8 protein-coding genes are annotated in these 6,000 nt (G+C 71.0%); 4 read left to right on the top strand and 4 right to left on the bottom strand.

Annotation, left to right across the window (positions count from 1 at the left end; translation table 11 throughout):
* Positions 1-134, top strand: a 134-nt coding sequence (locus J5X75_RS23640) for an elongation factor 1-alpha C-terminal domain-related protein (RefSeq protein WP_443607214.1), incomplete at its 5' end; no start/stop codon positions are given.
* Here J5X75_RS23640 and J5X75_RS23635 read toward each other — a convergent pair.
* The 4 genes from J5X75_RS23635 to galE all read right to left on the bottom strand — a co-directional run bounded on the left by J5X75_RS23635 (position 118) and on the right by galE (position 3,364).
* The gene (locus tag J5X75_RS23635; RefSeq protein ID WP_208469676.1) at positions 118-924 is read right to left on the bottom strand and encodes an ATP-binding protein; all 807 of its coding nucleotides are present in this window, start codon (positions 922-924) and stop codon (positions 118-120) included. The two genes, J5X75_RS23640 and J5X75_RS23635, sit on opposite strands and share 17 nt — an antisense overlap.
* Before the next feature lie 93 nt (positions 925-1,017).
* Positions 1,018-1,206 carry a hypothetical protein gene (locus J5X75_RS23630; protein ID WP_208469675.1) on the bottom strand — a complete coding sequence of 63 codons (189 nt, stop codon included), beginning with the start codon at positions 1,204-1,206 and terminating at the stop codon, positions 1,018-1,020.
* Positions 1,207-1,241: 35 nt separating this feature from the next.
* Entirely contained in the window at positions 1,242-2,393 is a 1,152-nt protein-coding gene (galK, locus tag J5X75_RS23625) for a galactokinase (protein WP_208469674.1), read from the bottom strand.
* The gene (gene galE, locus J5X75_RS23620) at positions 2,390-3,364 is read right to left on the bottom strand and encodes a UDP-glucose 4-epimerase GalE (protein WP_208469673.1); all 975 of its coding nucleotides are present in this window, start codon (positions 3,362-3,364) and stop codon (positions 2,390-2,392) included. The genes galK and galE overlap by 4 nt, the downstream gene beginning before the upstream one ends.
* 133 nt (positions 3,365-3,497) lie before the next feature.
* Here galE and trpS point away from each other — a divergent pair, with 133 nt between their 5' ends.
* The 3 genes from trpS to J5X75_RS23605 are packed head-to-tail and all read left to right on the top strand — an operon-like array spanning position 3,498 to position 6,000.
* Positions 3,498-4,523 carry a tryptophan--tRNA ligase gene (trpS, locus tag J5X75_RS23615; RefSeq protein ID WP_208469672.1) on the top strand — a complete coding sequence of 342 codons (1,026 nt, stop codon included), beginning with the start codon at positions 3,498-3,500 and terminating at the stop codon, positions 4,521-4,523.
* A 4-nt stretch (positions 4,524-4,527) separates the two neighbouring features.
* Positions 4,528-5,058: a 2'-5' RNA ligase family protein gene (locus J5X75_RS23610; RefSeq protein WP_208469671.1), complete on the top strand. Its 531-nt coding sequence runs from the start codon at positions 4,528-4,530 to the stop codon at positions 5,056-5,058.
* A gap of 21 nt (positions 5,059-5,079) precedes the next feature.
* Positions 5,080-6,000 carry a YihY/virulence factor BrkB family protein gene (locus J5X75_RS23605; RefSeq protein ID WP_208469670.1) on the top strand — a complete coding sequence of 307 codons (921 nt, stop codon included), beginning with the start codon at positions 5,080-5,082 and terminating at the stop codon, positions 5,998-6,000.

Raw genomic sequence — 6,000 nt, 5'->3', positions numbered from 1 at the left:
GGGTCAAGCTGCGCACCACCGTGCCGCTGCTGGCCGACGAGTACCGCCGCAACCGGACCACCGGTGGCTTCATCCTGATCGACGAGAGCACCAACCGCACGGTCGGCGCCGGAATGATCATCGAGGCTCGCTGAGCCGGACCGTCGCCCAGACGACCTTGCCCGCCTCGGTCGGCAGGGAGCCCCACTGGGCGGCGGTCACCTGAACCGTCCGCAGCCCGCGACCCCGCTCGTCGAGCGGCAGGTCCGGGCGCGGCGAGGAGGGGCGGAGCAGCCGGGGCAGGCGCGGGTCGCCGTCGGCCACCGACAGATGCACCCCGGCGCCCCGGCGGCTCACCACCACCCGGATGTCGGTGCCGGCGTGCTCCACCGCGTTCGTCACCAGCTCGGACATGACCAGCCGGCTGGGATGCAGCAGCTCCACCAGACCCCAGCCCAGGCAGGCGTCGCTCACCAGGTTGCGGGCCACGCTGGGGGCGTCCGGATCGGGCCGTAGCGTGGCGCTCAGCCGTTCGTCGCCGGGGATCCGGCCGGCCAGAGCCACCCGGGCCTGGCCGATCCTGGCGTAGACCGGCAGGTAGCGCCCGGCGCCCAGACCCTGCATGCGGTCGGCGAGCGGCAGCTCCGGGGGCACACAGAGGGCCAGATGCACCGGCGGTTGCAGGCCGGCCGCCAGCCGGCGGGCCGTCATCCAGGTCGAGGCGCTCTCGCTGTGCGGGTCGAGCAGCCCGGACAGGTCCACGATGAGCCCGTCCGGCTGGTCGGTGAAACACCGGCGGAGCGTCGTCGACGCGGTCCAGCGCAGCTGCGCGTTCCACGGTCCGCGGACGGTCAGGAGGGAGACCGCGGCGTCCTCCGTGGAGTCGACGCTGACGGTGACACCTTGCTCGGTGTCACCGCGAAGATACGGTGGGCTGACCCCCATGCCGGACACGATAGTCCCGTGCCCGATCACCGAGCCCCTGGTCTCGCTCGTGCGGGTGATCAGGCGAAAGGCCGACGTGACCCCCCGATCGGCTCAATCCTCGTCACCGTGGACCGCCTCGTCGAGGGCCCGGGTGATGGGGGCGGTGAGATCGTCGGCCGGCACGGCGATGCGCTCGGCGTCCGGCTCCGGCGTGGACGGCTCCGGCTGCGGGGCGGTCGCCGCCCCGGCGAAGCCGAACTCGTTGGGCTGATCCTGCGGCGGGTTCGGTTCGGTGGTCATGGGAACCGGATACCCGCCGCGGGACGGCCGAAGCGTCAGAGCCGGGCGGCGCCCGGGCCGGCCACCGCGACCCAGCTGGTGGGCGCGGTGAAACCCCGTTTCTGGTACGCGCTGGCGACCGCGGCCGCCGTCGCCTCGGCACGGTCGGCGTCGATCAGGGCCAGGACGCAGCCGCCGAAGCCACCGCCGGTCATCCGGGCGCCGTACGCCCCGGCCTCCAGAGCCGACTGTACGGCGACGTCCACCTGGTCCACGGTGATCTCGAAGTCGTCGCGCATCGAGGCGTGCGAGGCGGTCAGCAGCGGCCCGATCTCGCGGACCCGGCCGGACCGCAGCAGCGAGACGGTGTCCAGCACGCGCTGGTTCTCGGTGACGATGTGCCGGGCCCGGCGGCGCAGCACGTCGTCGTCCAGCCGCCGCAGGGCGCCGTCCAGTTCCGCGGTGGACACGTCGCGCAGGGCGGGCACCCCGAGGGCCGCGGCCGCCGCCTCACAGCTCTTGCGGCGTTCGCCGTACTCGCCGTCGACGTGCTGGTGCGGCGCGTTGCTGTTGATCACCAGGATGGCCAGGCCCTCGGCGGCCAGGTCGAACGGGATCTGCTCGATCCGGTAGCTGCGGCAGTCCAGGAACAGAGCCCGATCCTTCCGGCAGCGGATCGACGCGGACTGGTCGAGGATGCCGGTGGGGGCGCCGACGTACACGTTCTCGGCGCGCTGGGCGAGGGCCGGCCGGCGCTCCAGCGGCACGTCCAGCCCGCCCAGGTCGATCAGGGCGGTCAGCACGGCCGACTCGAGCGCGGCCGACGAGGACAGCCCGGAGCCGAGCGGCACGTCCGAGGCGAGGGCGATCCGGACCGGTGGCACCTCGAAGCCGGCGTCCCGCAGCGCCCAGACCACCCCGGCGACGTACGCGCCCCAGCCGGTGACCTCACCCGGTTCGGTGACCCCGAAGGTCACCGGATCGGGGGCCAGCGTGGAACAGACCGACCAGCGGCCGTCCGGCGCCGGGCCGACCGCCGCCACGGTGCGCTGCGGCAGCGCGAAGGGCAGCACGAAGCCGTCGTTGTAGTCGGTGTGCTCGCCGATCAGGTTGACCCGGCCGGGCGCCGCCCACAGCCCGGCCGGCTCGGTCCCGTACGCCTCGGTGAAGGCCGCCGTGGCGGCCCCGGGGATCGTCGGTCCGCTCATGCCACGTGCTTCCGGTAGAAGGTCCAGGCGTCGCCGATCATGTCGGCCAGGGTGTTCTTGCGCGGCGTCCAGCCCAGTTCGTCGCGGGCCCGGGCCGAGGAGGCGACCAGGGTGGCCGGATCGCCGTCGCGCCGCGGGGCGATCTCGACCGGGATGGCCGCACCGGTGACCTCGCGGGCCGCCTCGACGACCTGCCGGTTGGAGAACCCGTTGCCGTTGCCCAGGTTGTAGATCCGGTGCTCGCCGGCGACCGTCGCGTCCAGCGCCAGCAGGTGGGCCCGGGCCAGGTCCTCGACGTGGATGTAGTCGCGCACGCACGTCCCGTCGGCGGTGGGGTAGTCGTCGCCGAACAGCTGGAGCTTCTCGCGCTTCCCGGCGGCCACCTGAAGGGTGATCGGGATGAGGTGGGTCTCCGGGTCGTGCCGTTCGCCGATCTCGTGGCCGTCGCTGATGTACGCCCCCGCCACGTTGAAGTAGCGCAGCGACACGGCGGCCAGGCCGTGCGCGAACGTCTCCGAGGTCAGCGCCAGGTCGAAGGCCAGTTTGGTGGAGCCGTACGTGCTGGTCGGCGCCTTGATCGCGGACTCGGTGATGGGCAGCTCGACCGGGTTGCCGTAGACCGCCGCGGTGGACGAGAAGATGAACCGCGGCACCCGTGCGGCGCGCACCGCGTCCAGCAGGGCCAGCGACTTCACCATGTTCTCGTGCCAGTACAGCTCCGGCTTGGCCATCGACTCACCGGCCGCGATCAGGCCGGCGAAGTGCAGGACGGCGTCGAAGCCGGCGTCCGGGGTGAGCACCCGGGCGGCGTCGGCGATGTCCGCCTCCACGAAGGTGGCGTCGGGGGCGACCGCCTGCCGGAAACCGGTCCGCAGACTGTCCAGCACGACGACCTCGTGGCCCGCGTCCAGCAGTAGCCTGCTGGTCACACTGCCCACGTATCCGGCGCCTCCGGTGACGAGCAATTTCACGACTCAGGCCCTTTCCGTAGTCAGACGATCATAGAATTCCCCAGAATCGCTCATAGGTCAACAGGTTCGAACATCGGTGCCACCCGGTGAGAGGATTCGCGGTTCGAGGCCCGGTGCTGACACAATGGCGGCCATGTCCGACGTTGCCCGCCGCCCGCGTGTGCTTTCCGGCATTCAGCCGACCGCCGATTCCTTCCATCTCGGCAACTACCTGGGCGCGGTGCGCAACTGGGTGTCGATGCAGGACACGCACGACGCCTTCTACTGTGTCGTCGACCTGCACGCGATCACCATGGGCCACGATCCGGAGACTCTTCGTAACCGTAGCCGGATCTCCGCCGCTCAGCTGCTCGCGGTCGGTCTCGACCCGGAGCGCTGCACCCTCTTCGTGCAGTCCCACGTGCCCGAGCACGCGCAGCTCGGCTGGGTGCTGAGCTGCATCACCGGGTTCGGCGAGGCCGGCCGGATGGTCCAGTTCAAGGACAAGTCGGCCAAGGCCGGGCAGGACAGCACCACCGTCGGGCTGTTCACCTACCCGATCCTCCAGGCCGCCGACATCCTGCTCTACCAGGCCGACCAGGTGCCGGTCGGCGAGGACCAGCGGCAGCACCTGGAGCTGACCCGCGACCTGGCGCAGCGCTTCAACACCCGGTTCGGCAAGACGTTCAACGTGCCCTCGGCGTACATCGTGAAGGACACCGCGAAGATCACCGACCTCCAGGACCCGACGATCAAGATGTCGAAGTCGGCCTCCTCGCCGAACGGTCTCATCGAGCTGCTGGAGGACCCGGCCCGCTCGGCCAAGAAGATCAAGTCGGCGGTCACCGACACCGGGCGGGAGATCCTGTACGACGAGGTGAACAAGCCCGGCATCAGCAACCTGCTGACCATCTACGCGGCCCTCACCAACCGGGCGATCGACGAGCTGCTGGAGGCGTACGAGGGACGCGGCTACGGCGACCTCAAGAAGGACCTCGCCGAGGTGCTGGTCGCGTTCGTCAAGCCGATCCAGGAGCGCACCCGGCTCTACCTCGACGACCCGGCCCAGCTCGACAAGGTCCTGGCGGTCGGGGCGGAGAAGGCACGGGCGGTGTCCGCCGCCACGCTCGCCACGGCGTACCGGAACGTGGGTTTCCTCAGCCCCGTGCGCGGGGCCTGACCCGGTGTCCGACCCGGCCATCACCCGCATCGGTGTCGCCATCGACATCCCCGAACCCTGGGGTTCGGCGCTGACCCGCCGGCGTGCCGAGGCCGGCGACCCGCAGGCCGCCTGGACGCCGGCGCACGTCACCCTCCTCGGGCCCACCGAGGTGGCCGCCGACGCGCTGCCGGCGATCGAGAAGCACCTGGAGGAGATCGCCTCGGCGCAGCCGGCGTTCACCGTCCACCTGCGCGGGACCGGCACGTTCCGGCCGGTCACCGACGTGGTGTTCGTGGCGCTGGCGCAGGGCATCAGCGAGTGCGAGTTGCTGGCCGAGGCGATCACCCGGTCGGAGGACGTGCGACGGGACACCCGGTTCCCGTACCACCCGCACGTCACCGTGGCGCAGGACGTGCCGGCCGATGCGCTGGACGCGGTGTTCGAGGACCTGGCCGGCTTCTCGGCCCGGTTCGAGGTCGCCTCGTTCACGCTCTTCTCGCACGGCGGCGAGGGCCCGTGGCGGCCCCGGCGAGACTTCCCGCTCGGACGTTGACCGGTCGGTTACGGTCTGCCGGTGAATCCGATCGACCGGGCCTACGACGCGACCACGGCCCGGATCACCGCGGTGCGGTACCGATCGCCGTACTTCGATCATCTGTGCCGGGCCATCCTGCGCTATGAGAGCGTCCAGGGTGGCCGGCTGGCCGCGGCGATCGCCTACTACGGGTTCTTCGCGGTCTTCGCCCTGCTGCTGATCGGGTACTCGGTCTTCGGCTTCCTGCTCACCAACAACGGTGAGCTGCTCGACCTGATGCGCGACTTCCTCGCCAACAACCTGCCCTTCCTCGACGTGCAGGCGATCCTGGAGAGCAAGAAGACGGTCGGCATCGTGGGCCTGGTCGGCCTGACCTTCACCGGCATCGGCTGGGTCGAGTCGATCCGGTCCTCGCAGCGGCTCATCTGGCAGTTGCGCGAGCAGCCCGGCTACATCGGCGTACGCCAGGTCGTCGACCTGCTCGTGCTGATCGGCATGCTGCTGTTGCTGGCCCTCTCCCAACTCGCCGTGTACGGGCTGGAGCGGCTGCTGCACTGGCTGGCCGGCGACGGTTTCACCACCCTGCTGTCGATCGTCAGCTGGGCCCTCACCCTGGCGGTCAACATGCTGCTGGCGGCGGCGCTGCTGGCCGCGGTGCCCCGGCTGCGGATGACCGCCCGCCGGATGACGCCGCCGGTGCTCCAGGTCGGCATCGGGATCATGCTGCTCAACACGGTGGGCAAGTCGTTCGTCGCCCTGGTCGAGCGCAATCCGGCGTACGGCCTGGTCGGCTCGGCCGTCGGCGCGCTGGTCTACCTCTATGTCTTCAACCAGCTGCTGCTCTTCGGGGCGGCCTGGGCGGCGACCAGCCCGCACGGCCGGGTGGTCGATCTGTCGGCTGACGACAAGACTGCCCCGGTGGGGCAAAACACCTGGATTCGCCACTCCCGCCCGCGATGA

It is taken from the genome of Actinoplanes flavus, assembly GCF_017592555.1.
In the GTDB taxonomy this organism is placed as follows: domain Bacteria; phylum Actinomycetota; class Actinomycetes; order Mycobacteriales; family Micromonosporaceae; genus Actinoplanes; species Actinoplanes flavus.
The sequence above is the reverse complement of the archived record's forward strand: the minus strand, read 5'-3'. Positions and strand labels throughout refer to the sequence as shown.